The organism is Neobacillus citreus, from assembly GCF_018343545.2.
Lineage (GTDB): Bacteria > Bacillota > Bacilli > Bacillales > Cytobacillaceae > Neobacillus > Neobacillus citreus.
Genome location: NZ_JAGYPE020000001.1, coordinates 158,949 through 178,158, shown reverse-complemented (window position 1 = coordinate 178,158; position 19,210 = coordinate 158,949). Strand labels below are relative to the sequence as shown.

The following is a 19,210-nucleotide window of genomic DNA, read 5'->3' as shown; positions in this document are numbered from 1 at the left end:
ACGTCTTGCTAGTCGCCCACGGCGCCGTTATCAATGCCATTCTCGCCCATTTGTCAGATGGGGAATTAGGCTACGGAAAGTCGAGGATTGATAACGCTTGTCTTAATGATATTCATTTTGAGGAAAATGGCTGGATCATTAAAGCTTATAATCGGGTTGAACATCTTTCTCATAATGAATAGGCGATCGCCAGTTTATGCTGAAATTAAAAAAGAAAATTACTAAAAGGAATTAACTTTATGATACAAATAATAGATGTGAAAAATTTAAGTACAGCTAAGGACTTATATAACCTGCAAAGGTCCGCTTATCTAGTGGAAGCAAGAATAGTAGGCTTTGATGATATCCCGCCTCTAAAGGAGAGTTTTGAAGAATTTCTGAATTCCGGTGAATTTTTTCTAGGCTTTTTTGAAATGGGGGAACTTGCTGGAGCAGTTTCTTATGAAATCGAAGGCAAAGAACTGACGATTTGCCGAATGGTAGTCGACCCTAAACACTTCAGAAAGGGAATTGCCAAGAAACTTTTAAATGCAGTTGAGGACAGCGATCAGAATATACAGGTATTTAAGGTTTCCACTGGTAAAGACAATCAACCTGCCAAAAATTTATATCAAAAAAATGGCTTCAAATTGGTGATGGATATGCAGGTAGCACCAGGCTTTTTCATTAGTCATTTTGAAAAAAGAAGACCATAACAGAAGAATTTAAGGAGGGGTGTCTAAAAGGCACCCCTTTATCAAACTGTTACGAACTCTTGTATAGTACATCTTCTTTTATCAATAGTTTCGTTGAATCTACCTCCAGTGAATTTTGAAATGGTACTCCTCCAAAAAGCCTTGGCCGGTTCGTTCTTCTCGATTTGAGTGACTCGCCACTTCCCAGGGAAAAGAGTGAAAATATCATTTGCGGCTAATTTTCCAAAGCCGTTCCCTGAATATTTGCGAATGATAAAGAATTCTAGAATGGTATTTGGTTCCGATTCTGTGGCACTTTCTACTAAAGCAAAGCCTATGAATTCTTCATCTTTTTTTATAAAAAAGGGATGATGGCTAGGACTGTTCCAATATGGCGTTAAATTAAAGGGCTTATAAGCGCCATTTTCCTCCAGAGTGATAGCAGGTATAAATTGGCTGAATTCGTAAATATAAAATTGCATGAGATTATGCAGGATTTGTTCTTCTTTCTTTAAAACCTTCACTAGTTTAATCATTTTTGGTCCTCCTAGTCTTGATACATATAGGATTTGACATGGCGGGTTGATATCCTTTTAAAATGAATTAAATAATTGTATTTCTTGAAGGGGTGATAGGATTGACGGTACAAAAGGTGGGAATCGATGCAGGCGGTTCTTTAATAAAAATTGCTTTTCAAGAACGTGGTGTAATGCATTATAAAAAATATCCAATCGGTGAATTAGAGTCAGCTATTTCCTGGTTAAAAGCGGTCGCCCCGAATGTAATGGCTGCGTTAACAGGAGGAAAGGCTCATATTTTGCAAGGGGAATTTTTCCCGAACGGCACGATAGTTCCTGAGTTTCAGGCAACCTGTGAAGGGGTCAGGCTATTTTTACTTGAAGAGGGAAAGAAAATGCCGGAGCCATATATCATTGTTAACGTAGGGACAGGAACTTCCTGGCATTTGGTAGATGGAGAAAGGTATGTACGTATACTCGGCAGTGGGGTTGGTGGTGGAACATTCATGGGGCTTGGCACGATTCTTACCAATGAGTTGGACTATCAGCAATTAACCACATTGGCGGCAAAGGGACAGAAGGAAAATCTTGATTTGCTAGTAAAGGATATATATGAGTCCGACAAGCCTCCAATTAACGGTGACCTTACTGCGGCTAATTTTGCGAAAGGTTTGAATGTTAAGCATACCAATGCAGACAGGATGGCTGCTTTGACTAATATGATTGGGGAAACGATCATGTTATTAACGCTGCAGGCTGCAGCCAAACATATGGTGAAAGAAATCGTGTTCATCGGGAGTTCATTGATAGGAAATCCGTTTTTGACAGAGATTCTTGAGACCTATATGAAGATGCTTGGATTGCAGCCAACGTTTTTAAAAAATGGGGAGTACTGTGGTGCGGTTGGGGCATTACTTTCAATTTAAGACATATTAATACTTGTCTAATAAAGTTCGCTTGAACAATCCCCATATAAAGGCTACAGTAGAGAAGAAGACCGTTAAAGAAGGTGGCAAGCTTGGAAAAGAGATATTTTACGATTGGAATGGCGGGGCATATTGACCATGGGAAAACATCCTTAACGAAGGCCCTTACCAATGTTGATACAGACCGATTAAAAGAAGAGAAAGAGCGGCAAATCTCGATTGAACTCGGATTTGCTCCATTATATGAAGATGAGGAAATCCAGATTTCCGTTATCGATGTCCCCGGGCACGAACGCTTCATTCGCCAAATGATTGCCGGAGTTGCCGGAATTGATCTGGTTGTACTGGTTGTGGCAGCCGATGAAGGTGTCATGCCGCAAACAAAAGAACATCTTGAGATCTTAAAATTTCTCGGTGTCAAAAACGGGATCATCGCCATAACAAAAATAGACCGGGTAGACGAAGAATTCATTGAACTTGTACAGGATGATATTTTAGCAGAACTGCAAGGCACTGTATTTGAGGATGCACCATTTGTTTTAATTGACAGTTTATCTAAAAAAGGAATTGAAGAAATAAAACAGCTAATCATTAAAAAGCTCAAGGAACAAGAGATGCGCGATGCCAAAGGAGCGTTCCGCCTGCCGATTGACCAGGTGTTTACTGTGAAAGGGCAGGGGACAGTTGTCCGCGGCACGGTTTATGAAGGCACGGTGGAAGAGGGGCAGGCTTTAAAAATCATGCCTAAAGGGCTGGAGGTCCGAGCCCGGCAGATTCAAGTTCATCACAAACCTTCCCAGAGAGCTTACGCCGGACAACGTGCGGCAATTAACCTGTCAGGAGTCTCAAAAGAGGATTTGGAACGCGGTGAAGTTCTTGTTTCCTCGGAGCATTTTATTGTAACCAGAATAATAGATGTCGCCATTCGTGTTGTAGAGGAATTGGAGCATTTAATCAAGCAGCGGATGCCGATTAAACTGCATATTGGGACTGCTGAAGTAATGGGACGGATTGTCTTTTTTGACCGAAATGAAATCAAAGAAGAGAACGGTGAAATCCTTTGCCAGCTGAGACTTGAGGAAGAAATCCTGACCAAACGCGGTGATCGTTTCATCTTAAGACGGCCAAGCCCGACAGAAACGATTGGCGGCGGCTGGGTTATTGATCCTAGGGGAAATAAGTATCGCTTTGGAGAGCAAACGATAGGGGAACTGGAGAAGAAAAAAGTTGGCACGCCTAAAGAACGGATAACAGCCGCTCTGCTGGAAGCGAAAAGCCTCTCATTACCAGAATTAATCAAACGGACTGCCTTGGACGAAGAAATCTTATCAGAGCATCTCCAGGATGATGAATTTGTTCTTTTTAATGGAAAGGAATATACATTACAACAGTTAATCCAGTCTATCGAGGAAGATATTTATGACAAACTGCAGGATTATCATCATATAAATCCAATGAAACAAGGTGTCAATAAAGCTGAAATTCTACAATCGATGCAAAAAAAATTCTCAAAATCTCTTCTTGATTATGTAGTAGAAAATGCTATTTCTAAAAAGGTATTTAACCGGAGGGAACAGTTTGTCTCGCTGGCTGAGTTTTCACCGCATGTTCCAAAAAACTGGGCAAAACGGACGGAAAATCTGCTTGCTGAATTGAAAAAGGATGAGTTAAAAGTTCGCTATTTAAAAGACTATTTATCGGATGCAGGCATTCCGGATTCTCTGGAAGGGGATTTACGAAGATTCCTAGAAGACCAAGAGTTGATTGTGTTGCTCGATGATCAGTTTGCTTATCATGGAGATGTTTTTAAAGAAGCCGTTCATAAACTTCAAAATGCTACAGGGCCCGAATTTGAAGTGGGTGAAGCGAAAGAGGTCCTTGACCTTTCACGCAAGTACATGATTCCGTTCTTGGAAAAGCTAGATGCAAAAGGTTTTACAAAACGAGTCGAGAATAAGCGAGTTTGGAAAAATAAATAGAGAAAAGCCTCTGCCAAATCCCAAAGCAGAGGCTTTTTTTCACTCTTACGATAAAAACTCAGCTGGGTTTAACCCGAGTTCGTGGCAGATATCAACGACCATCTGCTTTTCATTATGGTCAAAGTTCCCATCAGCATAGCCGATGGCAATGCAATAGCGGGCGACCAGGCGGGCAATTTCCGGTTTGGTGCGAATTTTCCCAAGTGCCCGTAATGCTTCGGCACGGCCAAGCATTCGGTCATTTTCAATCCTGGAGACGAAAAAGTTGAATCTTTGAATGACTTTGGTGGTATCAAATACACGCAATTCTTCACTTTGATTAACAAAATCGACCATCTTTTGCCGTTCAGAAGCATCTAAATAACCATCTGCCATGGCTACCAATGCACAAGCGGCAACGACGGCATCTAATACATCCTGACTCTTGTAGCGATTAAATAATTCCTGGGCTCGTCTTTTTTGCGTGTTTGCCCATTCCGCGTAGTCTGTTTGCGAAGGGGACCAATTACTACCACAGCTATTGCAGGTGAATTTTAATTGGTTATGTCCAATAAACCCGCCTAGCAAACCGACAGGACCAAGAATTAAGCCACCAATTGCCGCTTTGCCCAAACCAAACCCTTTTTTGCCGGTACGTACATTTGAAGAATGACAACGTGGGCAAACGATATCATCGCCCCCATATGTAGACCGCGAGTTTGTTGAAGAAGGGAATGTTTGAGACGGAAAGCCAAAAGCAGGTTGTCGCTGTGCAGAATCCGGCTGAAGATGGATCGGCTGCTGGGATGTATTTTGGCTTTGCGGGTATGGATCATATTGATTTTGACTTTGGCGGTACGGATCATAATTATTATAATTTTGGCTCCCGTTCTGCGGGGGAAAGGACTGCGTTTGATAGGAATTATTGCTCTGACTTTGATAAGGATTTCCCGCAAACTGATTGGGTGAGCCTGGTTGAACTGAATTCCCGGACTGGCGGTCAGACTGCTGAACTGGAGCAGAAAAGGACGAATTGACAGGGGCATCATCAACTGTTACCCCAAAATTTCCACAAAGGGCCGCTAATCCGCCCTGAAATCCGCTGCCAATGGCATTAAATTTCCATTCTCCGTTATGACGATATATTTCCGCTGCGACAATCGCGGTTTCAACTGTAAAATCCCTACCTAGACTAAATCTCAATAATTCTTCATTGTTTTCCTCATTAAATATTCGAACATAGGAATCCGATACTTGTCCGAAATTTTGTCGCTTCGCCTGGGCATCATGAATTGTAATGGTAAAGGCGATACGGTGGATGTGAGCCGGTACCCGGTTTAAATCAATTCGTATTTGTTCGTCGTCCTTAACGCCGGAGCCAATCCGATTATCGCCGCTATAAATAATGGCTCCATTCCCTCCGGATGGATTATTGTAAAAAACAAAATCCTGGTCGCCTTGTACTTTTCCTGATGGACCTAATAAAAAAGCGGATGCATCCAAATCAAAATTCGATCCGTTTTGATTGATATTCCAACCTAATCCCACAACAACTTTTTGAAGGCCTGGGTGAGATTTGGTTAAATCCACTTTTTGACCTTTGCTTAATGTAACACCCACATATTTCACTCCTTATTATTTCACTCTTTTTATCTCTATTTTTTAATCGTGGGGAAATTCCTAATATAAGATCATAAGTATATTTACGGACCAAGTCTAGAAAAGTTTCATTTTGAAATATAAAGAAAACCATGAAGAAAAATTTTGAGGGGGGATAAAAATTTACATTTACTGGGATTATAAAATCTGAAGGAGAGATTTTATGATTGCCATTATCTATTCGATTCTTTGGATAATTGCTGCCTTTAAACTGGCAGATAGGGAATGGAAACAATATTATCCCACTATTTTATTTTCCTCACTAGGGAATGCATTATACGAAATTATTTGCTATAAATATCAGCTTTGGCAGATGGAACCGAATGGATTGCCGGCAGCCATCATTCCGATGATGTTACTTATATTAATAGGAATGCCCTTGTCTACATGGATTTTTTTATCAAAATACCCTTTTGGGAAAAAATTATCGATTCAAGCAATGTATATCGGTTTTTATGTAGTGATGTTCCTCGTGCTCGAATATCTGTCAATAAAAATAGGGGCAATCACTTATCATCATAATTGGAATTTATTTTGGTCAGGCATATTTGTTATTGTCATGTTCCTAGTACTGAGAATTCATTACTCCAAACCACTGCTGGCATTATTTATTTCTGTAATCTTCAGCTTCTTCTTAATTTTTGTTTTCGATGTCAGCCTTCATAAAATGAAATAATAAAGAAAGCACGCTGGATTCAGCGTGCTATTTCGTTTGTATGATAGTACATTGGTGTCATTTTCTAAATGGCCACCAGTTGGCTTCTCCAAAGGTGCGCACCATAACTGGTACAAACAGCGGAAGAACCACTAAGGCGTATAAGGCAAGACCAATTAATAGAATCGTAGCAATCTCTAGTAATGATAAAACACCGGAAGGCATCATCGCTGCGAACGTTCCGCCTAAGATGACAGCTGCTGAAACGATGACTGTCCCCATCTTCTTCATTGATTCAAGAATGGCTTTTTCAACAGGTAAATCACGATACTCGTTAAAGCGATCCATTAAGAAAATACTGTAGTCGATTCCAAGCGCAACGAGAATAACGAAGGCAAAGAAGGGTACAGCCCAGCTGATTCCTGTGTATCCTAGCCAGTTTACAAAAATATATTCAGAGATTGACATTGATGTATAGTAGGTTAAGACCAAAGAGCCGATTAGGTAAATTGGCATTATCAATGAACGGAGCAGGATGATCAGGATGATTCCGATTCCTGCAAGCATTAAAATAACGGTTCTGGAATAGTCGCCTTTGGAAATGGTATCCAAATCATGATGCATGCTTGAAACACCGCCAATTGCAACCTTTGCATTTTCAAGCTTGGTGTCTTTAACAGCACGTTTTACAGCTTCCTTTATGACTGGTATTCTGTTTATCGCCTCATTAGAGTATGGATTCTTATTAAAGACAACATCAATCGTCATGACCTTGCGATCCTTTGACATATAGGCATTCAGCACTTTCGAAAAATCATTGCTGTCCAAAACATCCTGGGGGATATAAAAACCATTTTGCTGCTGCTTGGATACATCGGCCAAATAGTCTTGGGCACTTACCAGCCCATTTGAGACTTGGTTTAATCCATCAGCACTTTGATTTAACCCGTCTGAAAGCTGGTTAATTTGGCTGCCGATATTTTCAAACCCGGAAAGCAGTTCCTGCTGGCCATTATTGATACCATCCAGACCGCCTGTAAACTTCGGCATGTTTTCGACGATTTGTCCCTGGCCGTCTTCCATTTGATATAAACCAGACTCAAGTGCCGTAATTCCCGGAAGGAGCTGTTCCATACCCCTGATTAATTGTTCTTGTCCGGAAATCAGTTTCGCAAATTCGCTATTGGCCGTATTAAGACCGTTTTGTGCTTCTTTAAGGCCTGCGTTAAGTTGATTCAAGCCTGCAGCTAGCTGCTCTGCTGCCGAATAGGCTCCAGGGACATCCGGCTTACCTGGAATGCCTTCAATTGTCGCCTTAATAGTTTGGTAGTCTTGACTATTCTGGACAATCGGATAATCTGTTTCCAACTGATTAAAATTAGCTTGCAAATTAAGGCTGCTGCTTAGTAATTCCAACCCAGCGGCCGTTTTTTGATAATTGCTTAATAGGGTGCCCAGCCCAGTTTCTGTTTGTTGATAGCCCGCAAGTAATTGTTTGCTTCCATCTAAAGCTTTTTGAGAATTGATTTTGATTTGGGTTAAGCCTTCTTTTATTTGTGTTGAACCTAAAGAACCTTGTTTAAGTCCTGTTTCGATATCTGAAAGGCCGCTTTGAACCTTGGCCAGATTCGTTTTGATTTCATTCGTGCCAGAGATTAATTGGCTGATTCCAGCTGTTGCCTGCTCCATTTTTGGCTGATTAGCTGCCATCTGGCTGCTTGCTTCAGATAGCCCGCCGCTGATTTGTTTAATCCCGTCATTTCCTTTGCCAAGTCCGTCCTCAAGGCTTGCCACCTGCTTGGAAATATAAAAATCGTCAATTGGTTTGCCGGTCGGGCGGGTGACAGAACGGACGGTTTTGACATCATTTACTTTTTTGAGTTCTTGGCTGATTTTTTCGGTAATTGACAAATATTCCGTAGTGTTCATTTTATCGTCATTTTTAATGACAATTTGTGTCGGCATAGATTCACCAGGACCGAATGAATCCGCAATTAAATTAAAACCCTTAATAGATGGATATTCATCGCTGATTTCTTCAAGCGAATTAAATGATAATTGATCCTTATATGTGAATAGGAAAGGTATTGCGATAATGGCAACAAGAATAAACGCAATCAATGGACGTTTCAGGGCAAAGTTCCCCATTACACCCCATAGCTTACTATCGCCATGCTCAAGCTTGCCTTTTGCCGGCCAAAACAATTTTTTTCCAAGTACTGCCATGAAAAATGGCACCACCGTGATGAGTGCGATTAATAAAATCGCTACTCCAACGGCCACAGCTGCGGCGGATTTGTATAGCTGAAAGGTGGATAAACCTATCGAAGCAAATCCGATTAAAACAGCGACACCGCTAAAAAAGACCGTTTTTCCAGCTGTTTTGTATGTTTTAACGATGGCCTCTGTTACATTTTCATCCGAAGACAATTCCTCTTTAAAGCGGCTTAAGAGCAGGATGCAATAATCCGTTCCAATCCCGAAGAGGACGGCAACCAAGAAAATCTGTGTAAAGGTTGATAATGGAAAGTTCAATTTATCTACTAAAATAGCAACAATGGATTGAGCTGTCAGATAGCTAAACCCTACCGTTATCAAAGGAATAATAGGGGCCACTGCTGATCTGAAGACAAGCAGCAGCACGGCTAAAATGAAAACTACCGTTATGCCTTCGGTTTTTTTCAGTCCTTCCTGAGAGTTTGTGACGAGGTCCTCGCCAATCACCCAGCCGCCTGTATAGTAATGATCAAGTTTGACATCATCAATCGCTTTATTTAATTCTTTGACAATTTCCTTTGCTTCTCTATTATTCGAAGTCACTTTAATGGAAACTAGGATTGTTTTGCCGTCCTTTGAAACCAGCTGGTCCTTCAGTTCCTCTTGAGTGAAATGGGTGAGGATTTCAGTGATTCCGAGCGTCTCCTTACTTCTTTCTAGTTCTTTGACAGCTTTTTCAGCATCAGCGAAGTCGTCCGTCGTTAATTTTTTTTCACTATGGAAGACAAGCGCCGTTTGCAGGGAATTACCCTTATTTTCACTTGATTGAACATCCTTGAGAATTTTTTCGGCAAGCGTGGAGGGGGAGCCTTCTGGAACGGAAATTTGTCCTTTCTCTCGAACGAGATTTTCCATATTTGGCGCAGCCATAAAAAGCGCAGCGATGACTGCAATCCAAGCGATTAAGATAAACCATTTCCCCTTAATGATGGCTCTCACTTGTTATTCCCCCAGTTCTTCCTGTTTCTTGTTGTCTAAAATTTGTGCTAATTTTTCATACGTGTTAATAAAAGTTGTGATTTCGGTTTCATCGAACTGGGTAATGATAGACTCAACTAATTGATGGACCTTTTCCTGGGCACTTTGAAACAGTTCGATGCCTTCTTTTGTTAGTGTTAAATAAACCACTCTGCGATCTTTTTCGTCCCTAGTTCTTTGTATCAAGCCTCTATCCGTCATTCGAGTGATGATGGCTGTTATTGCACTTTTATTGACCTGAAACACTTCGGCCAATTCTGTTGAGGTACATTCTCCTGTCTGGTGGATATACCTTAAGATGTAGTGCTGGTCATTGGTCAATTCGTTTCCAAGTTGATTTTTAATTAAGGCTTCCGCCTTTTTATGTACCTGAAAGGAAATGTTTACATAGCGGTCAATTAAATCCTGGATTGTGTTGTTATCCATTTTGCCTTCACCCCATTACTTTTTGGAAAAATAGTTAACTTAGTGAACTATTCACCTGTTAAACTATATAACAAAGTAAATATTGTGTCAATTAGGAACAAACAGCGAAAAAGACCCTGATTGAATAACAATCAAGGCCATTGCTCCATATGCTTTTGTAGTTTTTTCTTTTTCGTGATTCTTTTGATTAGATATATACCGGCTATCAATGCCAGCACATTTAATGAATCGCCTAAGTTAATTGTTAAACTGAATTGGTTATTCACCTTAATATCATTTTTATTGTTTGTTGTACTAGGACCACTTTTAATCTCCAGTTCTCTCTTTACCACTAGCATGCCCCCTAAAATCTATCATTTCTCTATTAATCATATTCAGGGCGGGGGAAATAATACTAGATTTTAAAAAAGAGGTTTATGAAACAAATTGAGGAATCATCCTTCATTTTTTTCTTTATCAACGGCATTTTTAAAAATACGTTTCAGGGCTTCATTTTGCATTCTCATGTATTCAAGCAATGCTTCTTTTTCTTCCTCATCGAGCTCAAGTTCATCCTTTTTATCCTTTTTCATGCAAATCACCCCAATTTAGCTGTTAATAGCATTTTAACTGATTCGGAACGTCGATTAAAGTAGTATTAAAAATTTAAAAAAGCCAATAATGGTTAATGCTGAGAAAAATATTCTTATGAAGGAATTGACTTTTAGCTAAGGGAAATATATAATTTTTTCAAAAATATAACTAGAAACAATGACGGGGATTAGTAAAATGAAAAGGTCTTACCAAGAGAGGAAACCATTGGTGCGAGGTTTCTTAAGACGGTCATTTGAACCTGCCTCCCGAGTTCTGTATCGGATGGATTGAAGATACATGCGGATCAAATCCGTTATCATGCAAAGAGTTTAAAGCATTTGCTTTATGAATTTAGGGTGGTACCGCCAGGCCTTGGTCCCTTTTTTAGGATCAGGGCCTTTTTATATGCAAAAAGCTAAATGCGTCTAAAAAAGACGCTGGAGCGGGAAATATTTTTCAGAAAATGATGAGGTGTCAAAATGGCTAAGGAATTTGTAAAAGATATTACTGCGATGGATGAGGATTTCGCGCAGTGGTATACAGATGTTGTTACTAAAGCAGATTTAATCGATTATTCAAGTGTTCGCGGTTCGATGATTATCCGCCCATATGGGTTTGCATTGTGGGATAATATCAAAAATGAAGTAGACCGTCGGATCAAAGAAACAGGGCATGAAAATGTTTATATGCCATTATTTATCCCTGAAAGTCTGCTGCAAAAAGAAAAGGACCACGTAGAGGGTTTTGCTCCTGAAGTTGCATGGGTTACCCATGGCGGATCTGAAGAGCTGGCAGAAAGATTAGTTGTCCGCCCAACTTCTGAGGTTCTGTTCTGTGAGCATTATAAAAATATTATTCACTCCTATCGCGATTTACCAAAGCTTTATAATCAATGGGCAAACGTCGTCCGCTGGGAGAAAACAACCCGTCCATTTTTACGGACATTAGAATTCTTATGGCAAGAAGGCCATACTGCCCACGCAACCGATGAAGATGCGATGGAAGAAACCATCAAAATGCTGAATGTGTATGCTGATGTACTTGAGAACACTCTAGCGATTCCTGTTGTAAAAGGGGAAAAAACGGAAAAGGAAAAATTCGCTGGGGCAAAACATACCTTTACGGTTGAAAGCTTAATGCATGATGGTAAAGCATTGCAATCCGGTACTTCCCACCACTTTGGCACAGGCTTCGCAGAAGCATTTGGCATCCAATACACCGACAAAGACGGAAAGCTGCAATATGTCCATCAAACATCATGGGGCTTTACAACCCGTGTAATCGGCGCCTTAATCATGGTGCACGGCGACGACCGCGGTCTTGTGATTCCGCCAAAGGCAGCACCAACTCAAGTTATGATTGTGCCAATCGCACAGCATAAAGAGGGCGTACTGGACTTTGCATATGACTTGAAAAATTCCCTTGGCAAAGTGGCTCGTGTCGATATCGATGCCAGCGACAAAAAGCCAGGCTGGAAGTTCAATGAGTATGAAATGAAAGGTATTCCTGTCCGTTTGGAAGTTGGTCCAAAGGATATCGAAAACAAGCAGGTAGTTTTGGTACGCCGGGACACTTTGGAAAAAATCGTCGTTTCAATGGATCAACTAGAAGAGAAGCTTGTAGCGCTGCTTGAGGAGATTCAGTCGAACCTGTACAACAAAGCGTTAAAGCATCGTGAAGAAAGAACATCGGTTGCGACTACACTTGCTGAATTAAAGGAATCTTTAGAAGCAAAGCCAGGATTTATCAAAGCAATGTGGTGCGGCGAGTTAGCCTGCGAGGAAAAAATCAAAGAAGATACCAGTGCTACGTCACGTTGTATTCCATTTGAACAAGAAAAAGTATCAGATAAATGCGTTTGCTGCGGAAAAGATGCAGATCAGATGGTTTACTGGGCAAAAGCATATTAAAAATTACCTTTTTGGGGGGCTCTTTCAAGACGGAAGAGCCCATTTTTAGGAGGTGCACAAAATGAAACCAATCTTAATGGATTTCCCAGAAGAATTTTACACAGAAAGATTAGTTATTCGTAAGCCGATGCCGGGTGACGGAAAAGCGGTTTATGAGGCAATGCAGGCTTCCTTGACCAACCTGAAGCCGTGGATGCCTTGGGCCCACCGCGATCAAACGCCAGAAGAGGTAGAGGCCAACATGCGTGAAGCGCATGCGAAGTTTCTCACTAGAGAAGATCTAAGATTGCATATATTTCATAAAGAAACCGGTGAATTTATTGCATCTTCCGGATTGCATAGGATCAACTGGGATGTTCCCAAATTTGAAATTGGCTACTGGATTGATACGCGGCATAGCGGAAAGGGTTACATAACGGAAGCGGTTAAGGGTATTACCAATTTTGCTTTTCAAGAATTGAACGCCAAGCGGGTAGAAATCCGCTGCGATTCCAAAAACGTGAAAAGCCGGGCCATTCCAGAACGTCTGGGATTTGACCTGGAAGGCATTTTAAAAAATGATAGTATTTCTGTTGTTGGAAATGAACCAAGAGATACATGTGTTTTTGCCAAAATAAAATAAAGTATCAAAAAAACTCGACCAAAAGTCGAGTTTTTAAATTAGCTAGGGACGTAACTAAATAATATTTTGTAATTGCCAAATATTCACGAATATATGATTTTGGGAGAGCAATCAACGGTGTATCCGCTGGAAGCCCTTGTACTTTAAGGTTGGCGTCAGCGGCAAGTGACAAGGCACGATAGAGATGAAAGTCGTTCGTTACTACAACACCATCTTTAGCAGATTTCGGAATGAGATTTTTTGAAAAACGGATATTTTCATATGTATCAGTTGATTTACCTTCTAAAACAATCCGAGATTCGTTAATCCCAAGTTTCTGCAGTTCTCTTTTAATACATTCAGCTTCAGATATATCCTCTCCGGGACCTTGCCCTCCTGAAGCAATGACTATCGTGCTTGGGTTTTTCTTTAAATATACGGAAGCTGCATCTATTCGGCTAGCTAACGTTAACGATGGTTCGGTGCCTTTCACTTTTGCGCCAAGAACAATTAGGTAATCCGCATTTTTAGCAGGAACTACACCATAATTTAAGGATATCTTATATTGTAAAAAGGCTGCATAAATGATCCCCGCCGCAAATATTATCCAAAACAATAAAACTACTTTTTTTCGATTCCTTTTCATTGAATTCGCACCTCAACAATTTACCAATCCTTTTTATTTTACATTATAAATGAATTGACTGGAAAATTTTGCGACTAAAGTCATAGTCCGAATTATTCAAAAATAACAATATGTGATTTGCATCACTTTTTCTCAGTGATTTCTATCATATAATTCACTACGGATATATAAATTCACTACATTTATAGTGGAAACACAAAGAGGAGTGACAGTAATGTTAGACCAAAAAACAATCGAGATTATTAAATCAACAGTTCCAGTTTTAGAACAACACGGTGAAAAAATTACGACACGCTTTTATCAGCTTATGTTCGGGAACCATCCTGAATTATTGAACATTTTCAATCACGCCAACCAAAAACAGGGAAGACAACAAAAAGCTCTAGCCGGAACGGTTTATGCTGCGGCAATGTATATTGACAATCTTGAAGCCATTATTCCTGTGGTCAAACAAATTGCCCACAAGCATAGAAGCCTCGGCATCAAACCCGAGCATTATCCGATTGTCGGAAAACATTTGCTGCTTGCTATCAAGGATGTTTTAGGAGATGCAGCAACTGATGAAATCATCGATGCCTGGGCTCAAGCCTATGAAGTAATCGCAGGTGCCTTCATCGGTGTGGAAGCAGAAATGTATGGTCAAGCAGCTAATCAAACTGGCGGCTGGGACGGTTTCCGCAACTTTATCGTTGACCGCAAAGTGATCGAAAGTGATGTCATTACATCCTTCTATTTAAAGCCTGAAGACCAAAAAGAGATTGCCGGCTTTGAACCAGGTCAATATATTAGTATTTTATTAGAGATTAAAGGGGAAAAGTTTACCCATATCCGTCAATACAGCCTTTCAGATGCTCCAGGAAAAGATTACTATCGTATCAGCGTGAAACGCGAAGCTGGTACTCCAAATCCGGATGGAGTCGTATCTAATTACCTTCATGATGAAGTAAAAGAAGGAGACATTTTAAAGGTAAGTGCGCCAGCAGGGGATTTTGTGTTAAATACTGAAAAAACGAATCCGGTCGTATTACTTAGCGGCGGTGTAGGTTTAACGCCAATGATGAGCATGTTAAAAACAGTGGTAGAACTTCAGCCGGAAAGAAAGGTTACCTTCGTCCATGCGGCAGCAAATGGTAATGTCCATGCGCTTAGGGAAGAAGTTGAAGAACTTGCACAGCTTGACAATGTAAATAGCTGCATTTTTTATGATTCCCCAACAGAAGATGATCGCCAAAACAATCGTTTCGATGTTGAAGGCTATGTGACACGTGAATGGCTGCAAGAGAATGTAGCAATTGAAGATGCTGAATTCTATTTCTGCGGACCGGTTCCATTCATGAAGGCCATTAATGGCTCTTTAAAAGGACTTGGGGTAACTGAAGAGAGAATCCACTTTGAATTCTTTGGACCAATGGGAAGTTTAGAAAATAACGAAAAGGATACAGCTATTGCCGAACGGTCTGAGGATTTAGTTACAGTTTAATAAACAAAAACCCGAATTTCCAAGATTGGAATTCGGGTTTTATTTTTAGCTAATAGGAAAGTATAAATTCAACTACGCCTCTGTCTTCGTCCTATCGGACTCGCCAATCGGCGAGTTTTCATTTATTCGCATACCCAGGAAAGACCTGTTGTCCCGACCCCAGTATGAACTCCTGCAACGGTTATCAACATCATAATCTCAGTTTTTAAATTTGGGAAGGTTTCGTTAAGTAATTTCTCCAGTTCTGAAGCCTTTTTTGAATCGTTTGCGTGAAGAATAGCTGCTTTTTGAACCTTTTTTGTTTCCAAATCTTCTTTTAATGTCTTTATTAGCCAAGCAAAGGCTTTTTTATCGGAACGGACCTTGTCTTTAATTTTTGCCGTACCTTCCTCGATGGCTAATATCGGCTTAATATTTAGAAGCGATGCTAATATTTTTTGTCCGCCTGAGACGCGGCCGCTTTTGTGCAGCTGATCGAGATTAGAAGGGACTAAAAATAGTCGCGTATGGTCACGCAAAGCATTTAGCTGGTTTACAACTTCTTCAATCTCCAGTCCTTGTTCAACAAGCTCAATCCCTCTTTTAACAATAAAGGAAAGTGGATAAGAACCTGTAAGAGAATCAATAGCGTAAAGTTTAAAGCCAGCCATATTAGCGGCTAAAACGGAAGTTTGATAGGTACCGGTTAGAACACTTGATGCATGGACAGCAATCCCGAAATCATATTCCTCTTTCAACTTCTCATAGAGCTCTACGAAATCATTGATGGACGGCTGGGAAGATTGGAATTTCCCATCCTCATTTTTCATTCGCTCGTAAAATTCCTCCTGAGTAATATCAATCGTTTCCTTATAAAATTCGTCGTTAATAACAACATGCAGCGGGATAACATGTATGTCATTCTTCTCAATAAATTCCTTAGAGAGAGAAGATGTTGTATCGGTAATCCATGCGATCTTTGCCTTGTTCATAAGTCCTCTTCCTTCCGCGTAATTCAATAGATGTAATAGCTTACATTTCAAAATAGCAAATCATGTAGTTTTCATAACTACATAAAAGATACTAGAATCGTATTGTAGAGTCAATAAATATTTTAAGTTTCGCTTAACATTCATATTCTCAAATTTGCTTCCCAAACAATTAGTGTTTAAATTAAAGATAGAAGAAGGGCAGAAAGGATGAATATATGAGTAAGAATTCAATTCGGGCGATAACGGGCGTGGCAGCCCTCCTTTGTCTCCTCTGGCTGGGAGGACTCGGTTGGGCAGTTGGGGAGTATTATGCAGGTACATCGGAAAATATCTCTAAGCCATCCGTTTCGGAGCAGAAAGTTGATCAGAAAAAGGGATTAACAGTAGTGGCTCTTGGGGATTCCTTAACACGAGGAACTGGTGATGAGACGGGGAAAGGCTATGTAGGTGTCCTAGTCGACGAAATCAAGGAAAAAACCAAAAAGTCTGTCCAACTGACCAACCTCGGCATTAATGGCCAAAGATCGGACCAGCTTCGCAACCAGGTTCAGGAGGAGGAAGTCGGAAGACAAATCCAAAAAGCGGATGTTGTGCTAGTGACAATCGGCGGTAACGATTTGTTTCGAGGCGGACAGGGGTTAATGGATTTTCAAGCGGAGGATATAACCGCTATTGAGAAAAAATATCTGGATAATTTGAATTTTATTTTCACAGAAATCCGCAAACACAATCAGACTGCCAATGTGTTCTTTGTTGGTTTGTACAATCCTTTCATTGAATTAAATCAAGGAAAAGAAATGTCAAAAGTTGTTCGGAAATGGAATTACGATAGCGCTGAAATTAGTGCCTTATTCCCTAAAATCGTATTTGTTCCGACGTTCGATTTATTTGAATTGAAGGTAAATGATTATTTATATTCGGATAAGTTCCATCCGAATCAAAAAGGGTATCGGTTAATAGCTGAACGAGTTGCTGCATTGATGACATGGTAAGGAGTTAAACCGATGGAGAAAAAAATAACATTGTCCGTTAAGGATTTGAAAAAAGTAATCGGGCGTAGAGAGATTATCAGGGGATTGAGCTTTGATTTGCGGGAAGGAGAAGTATTTGGCTTCCTCGGGCCAAATGGCGCAGGCAAAACAACGACAATCCGTATGCTAGTCGGTCTAATCAAACCGACCTCCGGAACTATTCACATTTGTGGTTTTAACATTAGAGAGCATTTTCAAAAGGCAATGGAAAATTTGGGCTGTATTGTCGAAAATCCAGAATTATACCCATATTTGTCGGGTTATAATAACCTGCTTCATTTTGCTCGCATGCTTGATGGGATCGGCGAAGAACGCATTAAGGAAGTGACGGAGCTTGTTGGCTTGACCGAAAGAATTCATGATAAAGTAAAAACTTACTCACTTGGTATGCGGCAGCGCCTGGGAATTGCCCAAGCACTATTAGGAAATCCGAAGGTGCTGATTCTGGATGAGCCTACTAACGGACTAGATCCCGCCGGAATTCGTGAAATGCGGGAATTTATCCGCTTTTTGGCCGAACAGGAAGGATTGAGTGTCCTTGTCTCGAGCCATTTATTAAGTGAAATTCAGTTATTGTGTGACCGGGTTGCCATTATTTCAAAGGGTGCCATCATACGCATAGATACAGTTGAAAAGTTGTTATCAAATCGTGAAAGAGTCGTCTGGCGGCTTGCGCCGATTGACAAAGGAAAACAAGTATTAGCAGCGTTGACAGTAATAGAGGAAAAAGAAGACGGCACCATTTTAACAGAGTTTGACGAACAAAGAACGCCTGAGTGGAATAAACAGCTTGTTGAAGCTGGGGTTTCGGTAATTGAATTCCATCGAAAGCTTCCTGTGCTCGAAGATTTGTTCCTTGAGCTTACTGGGGGTGAGACAATTGCATAAATTGATTCAAAATGAAATGCTCAAGCTGATCGCCAAGAAACGATTAATCGTTATTGCCATCATCATTGGCGTTCTTGTCATGTTGTTTACTTATGCTCAATATAAGCAGATTGAAACACAGCGGGAGAAATTGGGCACCAGTGATTGGCGGACCATCCTTCAGCAGCAGATTGTAGACACCACCAACCGTTTATCGAGCAGCCGAATTTCAGACGAATGGAAAAAACAGCTGCAAATCTCGCTTCAGCAGCAGCAGTATTACCTTGAACATGATATTAATCCCTCAGAACCCGGGGCACCTACTTTTATGCGGATTTTTCTGGAAAATTCGATTGACCTGTTTATTCCTTTAATGGTGATGGTTATAGCCAGTGACTTGGTTTCCTCTGAGCATAGTCTTGGCACTGTCAAACTGCTCTTAACCCGGCCCGTCAAAAGATGGAAAATCCTCTTAAGCAAATACATAACACTATGCCTTGCCGTTTCATTAATTATTGCCATTGCCGGAATTCTCTCATATGGTATTTCCGGACTTGTTTTCGGATACAAAGGGTGGGGCGCACCGATCCTGACTGGATTCAGCGTTACCGAAACCGGGTTAAATACATCTGAAGTAAGGCTGTTAAGTCTGTGGAAGTTTTTATTAATGGATTTTGGACTTGTTTGGTTCGTAGCTATCGTCGTTGGCACCTTGTCGTTTATGTTATCGGTTTTAATCCGCAGTACCGCGGCAGGGATGGGGGTTATGCTGGCGGCCTTAATTTCCGGGGCGATATTAAATAATATGGTTTCATCATGGAAATCAGCCAAATTCTTTTTTATGGTGAATTTAAGACTGACAGACTATATGAAGGGGAACGCACCGCCAATTGAAGGTATGACGCTGTCGTTTTCATTGCTCACCCTGTTAGTGTGGTGGGCGGTAGCATTAATGGTATCGTTTATGGTCTTTACAAAGAGGGATGTTTACTAAATTAAAATTTGATAGAAATTTTTAAATTTTATAAAATAAAAGGTGTAAACGAAGAAAATGGGGGAA

The 19,210-nt window shown here is 40.6% G+C and carries 19 protein-coding genes and 1 other annotated feature; of the genes, 11 read left to right on the top strand and 8 right to left on the bottom strand.

Annotated elements, in window-relative coordinates; all coding sequences use genetic code 11:
- A partial coding sequence (locus KHB02_RS00875) for a histidine phosphatase family protein (protein WP_241113638.1) occupies nt 1-182 on the top strand: 182 nt, incomplete at its 5' end.
- Nucleotides 183-239: 57 nt separating this feature from the next.
- Complete coding sequence (locus KHB02_RS00870) at nt 240-695, top strand: GNAT family N-acetyltransferase (protein WP_213140472.1); 456 nt, start codon at nt 240-242, stop codon at nt 693-695.
- A gap of 41 nt (nt 696-736) precedes the next feature.
- Here the strand turns inward: KHB02_RS00870 and KHB02_RS00865 are convergent, their stop codons facing one another.
- A complete protein-coding gene (locus KHB02_RS00865) occupies nt 737-1,210 on the bottom strand; it encodes a GNAT family N-acetyltransferase (RefSeq protein ID WP_213140471.1) in 474 nt (157 codons plus the stop codon).
- Nucleotides 1,211-1,311: 101 nt separating this feature from the next.
- Between KHB02_RS00865 and coaW the strand changes: the two genes are divergently transcribed.
- Together coaW and selB are read left to right on the top strand one after the other, a co-directional pair.
- Complete coding sequence (gene coaW, locus KHB02_RS00860; RefSeq protein WP_213140470.1) at nt 1,312-2,118, top strand: type II pantothenate kinase; 807 nt, start codon at nt 1,312-1,314, stop codon at nt 2,116-2,118.
- A gap of 92 nt (nt 2,119-2,210) precedes the next feature.
- Nucleotides 2,211-4,097, top strand: a complete 1,887-nt coding sequence (selB, locus tag KHB02_RS00855) for a selenocysteine-specific translation elongation factor (RefSeq protein WP_213140469.1) — start codon at nt 2,211-2,213, stop codon at nt 4,095-4,097.
- A 45-nt stretch (nt 4,098-4,142) separates the two neighbouring features.
- On the opposite strand, the gene KHB02_RS29885 is transcribed toward selB, so the two are convergent.
- Nucleotides 4,143-5,696 (bottom strand): TerD family protein, encoded by a 1,554-nt coding sequence (locus tag KHB02_RS29885; protein WP_213140468.1) that lies wholly within the window; start codon nt 5,694-5,696, stop codon nt 4,143-4,145.
- Nucleotides 5,697-5,898: 202 nt separating this feature from the next.
- Between KHB02_RS29885 and KHB02_RS00840 the strand changes: the two genes are divergently transcribed.
- The gene (locus KHB02_RS00840) at nt 5,899-6,411 is read left to right on the top strand and encodes a CBO0543 family protein (protein WP_213140467.1); all 513 of its coding nucleotides are present in this window, start codon (nt 5,899-5,901) and stop codon (nt 6,409-6,411) included.
- A gap of 57 nt (nt 6,412-6,468) precedes the next feature.
- Here KHB02_RS00840 and KHB02_RS00835 read toward each other — a convergent pair whose 3' ends face one another.
- From KHB02_RS00835 to KHB02_RS00820, 4 genes are all read right to left on the bottom strand, one after another.
- On the bottom strand, nt 6,469-9,606 hold the full coding sequence (locus KHB02_RS00835; RefSeq protein WP_213140466.1) for an MMPL family transporter: 3,138 nt from the start codon (nt 9,604-9,606) through the stop codon (nt 6,469-6,471).
- A 3-nt stretch (nt 9,607-9,609) separates the two neighbouring features.
- Nucleotides 9,610-10,071 carry a MarR family winged helix-turn-helix transcriptional regulator gene (locus KHB02_RS00830; RefSeq protein WP_213140465.1) on the bottom strand — a complete coding sequence of 154 codons (462 nt, stop codon included), beginning with the start codon at nt 10,069-10,071 and terminating at the stop codon, nt 9,610-9,612.
- Between the two features lie 131 nt (nt 10,072-10,202).
- Nucleotides 10,203-10,403 carry a hypothetical protein gene (locus tag KHB02_RS00825; RefSeq protein ID WP_213140464.1) on the bottom strand — a complete coding sequence of 67 codons (201 nt, stop codon included), beginning with the start codon at nt 10,401-10,403 and terminating at the stop codon, nt 10,203-10,205.
- A 102-nt stretch (nt 10,404-10,505) separates the two neighbouring features.
- Nucleotides 10,506-10,643 (bottom strand): hypothetical protein, encoded by a 138-nt coding sequence (locus KHB02_RS00820; RefSeq protein WP_213140463.1) that lies wholly within the window; start codon nt 10,641-10,643, stop codon nt 10,506-10,508.
- 169 nt (nt 10,644-10,812) lie between these two features.
- Nucleotides 10,813-11,028: a binding site (T-box leader), on the top strand.
- Nucleotides 11,029-11,123: 95 nt separating this feature from the next.
- Between KHB02_RS00820 and proS the strand changes: the two genes are divergently transcribed.
- Together proS and KHB02_RS00810 are read left to right on the top strand one after the other, a co-directional pair.
- Nucleotides 11,124-12,554 (top strand): proline--tRNA ligase, encoded by a 1,431-nt coding sequence (gene proS / locus KHB02_RS00815; protein ID WP_213140462.1) that lies wholly within the window; start codon nt 11,124-11,126, stop codon nt 12,552-12,554.
- 61 nt (nt 12,555-12,615) lie between these two features.
- Complete coding sequence (locus tag KHB02_RS00810; RefSeq protein WP_213140461.1) at nt 12,616-13,176, top strand: GNAT family N-acetyltransferase; 561 nt, start codon at nt 12,616-12,618, stop codon at nt 13,174-13,176.
- 4 nt (nt 13,177-13,180) lie between these two features.
- Here KHB02_RS00810 and KHB02_RS00805 read toward each other — a convergent pair whose 3' ends face one another.
- Nucleotides 13,181-13,801, bottom strand: coding sequence for a YdcF family protein (locus tag KHB02_RS00805; RefSeq protein WP_213140460.1), 621 nt, complete (start codon nt 13,799-13,801; stop codon nt 13,181-13,183).
- Between the two features lie 214 nt (nt 13,802-14,015).
- Here KHB02_RS00805 and hmpA point away from each other — a divergent pair, with 214 nt between their 5' ends.
- Nucleotides 14,016-15,281, top strand: coding sequence for an NO-inducible flavohemoprotein (gene hmpA / locus KHB02_RS00800; RefSeq protein ID WP_213140459.1), 1,266 nt, complete (start codon nt 14,016-14,018; stop codon nt 15,279-15,281).
- 122 nt (nt 15,282-15,403) lie between these two features.
- On the opposite strand, the gene KHB02_RS00795 is transcribed toward hmpA, so the two are convergent.
- A complete protein-coding gene (locus tag KHB02_RS00795; RefSeq protein ID WP_213140458.1) occupies nt 15,404-16,252 on the bottom strand; it encodes a DegV family protein in 849 nt (282 codons plus the stop codon).
- Nucleotides 16,253-16,467: 215 nt separating this feature from the next.
- Here KHB02_RS00795 and KHB02_RS00790 point away from each other — a divergent pair, with 215 nt between their 5' ends.
- From KHB02_RS00790 to KHB02_RS00780, 3 genes are read left to right on the top strand one after another with little or no spacing between them, the layout of a single operon-like run.
- A complete protein-coding gene (locus KHB02_RS00790) occupies nt 16,468-17,244 on the top strand; it encodes an SGNH/GDSL hydrolase family protein (RefSeq protein WP_213140457.1) in 777 nt (258 codons plus the stop codon).
- A 12-nt stretch (nt 17,245-17,256) separates the two neighbouring features.
- Nucleotides 17,257-18,171 (top strand): ABC transporter ATP-binding protein, encoded by a 915-nt coding sequence (locus KHB02_RS00785; RefSeq protein ID WP_213140456.1) that lies wholly within the window; start codon nt 17,257-17,259, stop codon nt 18,169-18,171.
- Nucleotides 18,164-19,144 carry an ABC transporter permease gene (locus KHB02_RS00780; RefSeq protein ID WP_213140455.1) on the top strand — a complete coding sequence of 327 codons (981 nt, stop codon included), beginning with the start codon at nt 18,164-18,166 and terminating at the stop codon, nt 19,142-19,144. Before KHB02_RS00785 ends, KHB02_RS00780 begins: the two co-directional genes overlap by 8 nt.
- Nucleotides 19,145-19,210: the final 66 nt, after the last annotated feature.

Excerpts from the sequence above, each read along its gene's own strand:
- KHB02_RS00830 (WP_213140465.1), bottom strand. The coding sequence starts at position 10,071 with ATGGATAACAACACAATCCAGGATTTAATTGACCGCTATGTAAACATT.
- KHB02_RS00795 (WP_213140458.1), bottom strand. The coding sequence starts at position 16,252 with ATGAACAAGGCAAAGATCGCATGGATTACCGATACAACATCTTCTCTC.
- KHB02_RS00840 (WP_213140467.1), top strand. The coding sequence starts at position 5,899 with ATGATTGCCATTATCTATTCGATTCTTTGGATAATTGCTGCCTTTAAA.
- KHB02_RS00805 (WP_213140460.1), bottom strand. The coding sequence starts at position 13,801 with ATGAAAAGGAATCGAAAAAAAGTAGTTTTATTGTTTTGGATAATATTT.
- KHB02_RS00785 (WP_213140456.1), top strand. The coding sequence starts at position 17,257 with ATGGAGAAAAAAATAACATTGTCCGTTAAGGATTTGAAAAAAGTAATC.
- hmpA (WP_213140459.1), top strand. The coding sequence starts at position 14,016 with ATGTTAGACCAAAAAACAATCGAGATTATTAAATCAACAGTTCCAGTT.
- KHB02_RS00820 (WP_213140463.1), bottom strand. The coding sequence starts at position 10,643 with ATGAAAAAGGATAAAAAGGATGAACTTGAGCTCGATGAGGAAGAAAAA.
- KHB02_RS00870 (WP_213140472.1), top strand. The coding sequence starts at position 240 with ATGATACAAATAATAGATGTGAAAAATTTAAGTACAGCTAAGGACTTA.
- KHB02_RS00810 (WP_213140461.1), top strand. The coding sequence starts at position 12,616 with ATGAAACCAATCTTAATGGATTTCCCAGAAGAATTTTACACAGAAAGA.
- KHB02_RS00790 (WP_213140457.1), top strand. The coding sequence starts at position 16,468 with ATGAGTAAGAATTCAATTCGGGCGATAACGGGCGTGGCAGCCCTCCTT.
- KHB02_RS00865 (WP_213140471.1), bottom strand. The coding sequence starts at position 1,210 with ATGATTAAACTAGTGAAGGTTTTAAAGAAAGAAGAACAAATCCTGCAT.
- proS (WP_213140462.1), top strand. The coding sequence starts at position 11,124 with ATGGCTAAGGAATTTGTAAAAGATATTACTGCGATGGATGAGGATTTC.